Genomic DNA, 3184 nt, shown 5'->3' with positions numbered 1-3184 from the left:
CGATGTTCTACGGTCTGGGTGCCGATGGTACCGTTGGGGCGAACAAAAATACCATTAAGATCATCGGTGAAGATCCGGATTATTTTGCTCAGGGCTACTTTGTCTATGATTCGAAAAAATCAGGCTCGCAAACTGAGTCGCACCTGAGATTCGGCCATCATCCGGTCAATAGTCCTTATTTGATACAGTCGGCAAACTTTGTTGCCTGCCACCAGGCTACCTTTGTCGAAAGCACCGATATGCTGGCAAAAGCGGCCGATAATGCCACTTTCTTGCTCAATACTACAGCGCCGGTTGATGACGTCTGGGATAGCCTGCCTGCTCGAATGCAGCAGCAGCTTATCGAGCGCAATATGCAGCTTCATATCATTGATGCCTACAAGGTTGCGCGCGATACCGGTATGGGTAACCGTATCAACACCATAATGCAGACTTGCTTCTTTGCCCTTTCCGGCGTTCTGGAAAAAGACTTGGCAATTGCCAAGATCAAAAAGGCCATCGAGAAGACATATTCTCGCAAAGGCCCGGAAGTGGTGCAGAAGAACTTTGCGGCTGTTGATCATACTCTGGCCCACCTTTATCAGGTTAAGGTTCCTGCCAAGGTGACGGCTAGTGAGCAGGACAAACCTGTGGTGTCGGAAAAAGCACCTGAGTTTGTGCAGAAAGTGACGGCTCAGATGATGGCAGGCAAGGGGGATTTGATCCCGGTTTCTATGCTGCCAGTCGACGGGACTTATCCGTCAGGTACAACCCAGTGGGAGAAGCGAAACATTGCCCAGAAGATCCCGGTCTGGGAGCAGCAAGACTGTATTCAGTGCGGTAACTGCAGCATCGTTTGTCCTCATGCGGCGATCAGGGCCAAGTTCTACGATAAATCAAAACTCGAAGAAGCGCCGGAAGGCTTTAAGTCTGCAGGTATTACCGCCCGTGGCTTCCCGGATACCCGTTATACGTTGCAGGTGTATGCCGAAGATTGTACCGGATGTAGCCTGTGTGTTGATGCCTGTCCGATGGTGGTTCAGGAAGCGACGGATGATCAGCCGGAGCGCAAGGCCATCAATATGGAGCTGAAAGCGCCATATATGGAGCAGGAGAAGAAGAACCTCGACTTTTTCGAAACCATTCCATATAACGAGCGTGCTCGTGTTGATTTCTCCAATGTTCGCGGTGCCCAGTTCCTTCAGCCGTTATTTGAGTTCTCGGGAGCGTGTTCGGGCTGTGGTGAAACCCCGTATCTCAAGTTGATGTCCCAGCTATTTGGTGATCGACTCATGATTGCCAACGCGACGGGATGTTCGTCGATTTATGGTGGTAACTTGCCGACAACGCCTTGGGCGAAGAATGCAGAAGGACGCGGACCGGCCTGGGCTAACTCGCTGTTCGAAGATAACGCTGAATTTGGCTTTGGCTTCCGTCTTGCCGCTGTTAAGCAGCACGAGGTGGCTGAGCAGTTGCTGGTGGAAAATCGCGATCAGCTTGATCCACTACTGGTTGATCAACTATTGCATGCCGAGCAGCTAACCGAAACGGATATCCAGGCTCAGATAAAACGAGTTGATACTCTGAAAGCGGAGTTGGAGACCATTGGTACTGAGTCTGCCCTGAACCTGATGTCAGTCGCCGATCAACTGATCCGCCGCTCCATCTGGATAGTAGGAGGTGACGGTTGGGCCTATGATATTGGTTCGAGTGGTCTTGACCATGTGCTTGCGAGCGGGGCGGATGTCAACGTACTGGTCATGGATACCGAGGTGTACTCCAATACCGGTGGCCAGATGTCGAAGTCGACGCCGCTTGGTGCGGTTGCCAAGTTTGCCGCAGCCGGTAAACAGGCGACCAAGAAAGATGTGGCGATGCAGGCCATATCCTATAACAACGTCTATGTTGCCCGGGTAGCATTAGGCGCTGATCCGCAGCAGGTACTGCTGGCAATGCGAGAGGCCGAAGCCTATAAAGGCCCGTCAATCATCATTGCCTACAGCCACTGTATTGCTCACGGTATCAATATGGAAGATGGCCTGCATCAGCAGCAACTGGCGGTGCAATCCGGTCACTGGCCGTTATTCCGTTATAATCCGGCCCTGCGTGATGTCGGCGAGAATCCGTTCTCGCTCGATACCTTGCGGCCGACGATCCCGCTTGAGGAGTACCGCTATAATGAGGCGCGCTACCAGATCCTGCGTCGGAGCAACCCTGAAGCCGCGGCTGAAATCACCGCACATGCTCAGCAGGTTGCCAAGCGTAAGTGGCAGCTCTATGAAGAGCTGGCGACACGCAAGCAAGGTTCGGTTGCACCGCATGTTGAGCTTGATGCTAACTAGTAATCATTGAGTGTTAAATAATACCAAAAGGGCCGTCAGGCCCTTTTTTGTGTTAGGCTGTCGAGCCTAAATAAAAATGAATATTTCCAGTGAGCTAGCAGTGCTTTGTTGTGGCTATACTGGTTGGTATGCCTAATTTTGGTTGTAAGGATAGAGGTATGGGAACACTGAATCGGATCGGCGGCGTATTGGCAGGGTTAATGGTTGCCGGAAGTGTATGGGCAGCCCCGCAGGTGGCAACATTGAAAGATGGTCGTCAGGTTGTATTGCATGATGACTTTACCTGGCAGTATGTTGTTCCGGTTGAACAAAGGCAGCACCCGGTTGCTGATCAAAAAGCCGAGCCAAAACCTAATTTGGCAGCTCCGGTAGCACCAGCAGCCCCGGCTGTCATAACTGCGGTACCTGTGGTTTCCGCCGCAAAAGGTGTGCAATTTACGGTTGGTGAGAATAAAAACATTCAGCAGTTAAGTCGCTCTGGTGTTGATGTGTTATTGCGACCTGCTTCTTACCGCAATGGCGAGCTGGTGATCCCGACCTCGTTAACCAATCAGAGCACAGAGTCGGTTGTGCTGGTAGAGGTGGATGTGACTGTGTATAACTCGCAGGGCCGTGAGTTAGCTAACCAACAGTCTAAGATCTGGACGTCAGTTAAGCGTATGGCCGAAACTTACTTCCGCCCTAAAACCCAGGAGAAAGGTAAACCAATCGTTGTGAAGGTGCCTGAGGCCAAGGAATACTTTATCAAGACCGAAATTATCGAAGTTGAGCACTGGTAATTGATAGGGTCATCTGTGTTCACAAATTAGAGCCTACTGTCGGGCTGTTGATTGATAAGCCCTATATCGAGGCGTAGATTAGTA

At 51.2% G+C, this 3184-nt stretch carries 2 protein-coding genes; both read left to right on the top strand.

Going from position 1 to position 3184, the window contains the following annotated elements:
* A partial coding sequence (gene nifJ, locus MHN01_RS22050) for a pyruvate:ferredoxin (flavodoxin) oxidoreductase (protein ID WP_239413451.1) occupies positions 1-2321 on the top strand: 2321 nt, incomplete at its 5' end.
* Positions 2322-2479: 158 nt separating this feature from the next.
* Complete coding sequence (locus MHN01_RS22045) at positions 2480-3100, top strand: DUF3157 family protein (protein WP_239413450.1); 621 nt, start codon at positions 2480-2482, stop codon at positions 3098-3100.
* Positions 3101-3184 lie beyond the last annotated feature (84 nt).

Source organism: Photobacterium sp. OFAV2-7 (assembly GCF_022347985.1).
Lineage (GTDB): Bacteria > Pseudomonadota > Gammaproteobacteria > Enterobacterales > Vibrionaceae > Photobacterium.
This window is presented reverse-complemented; position numbering and strand designations above follow the sequence as displayed.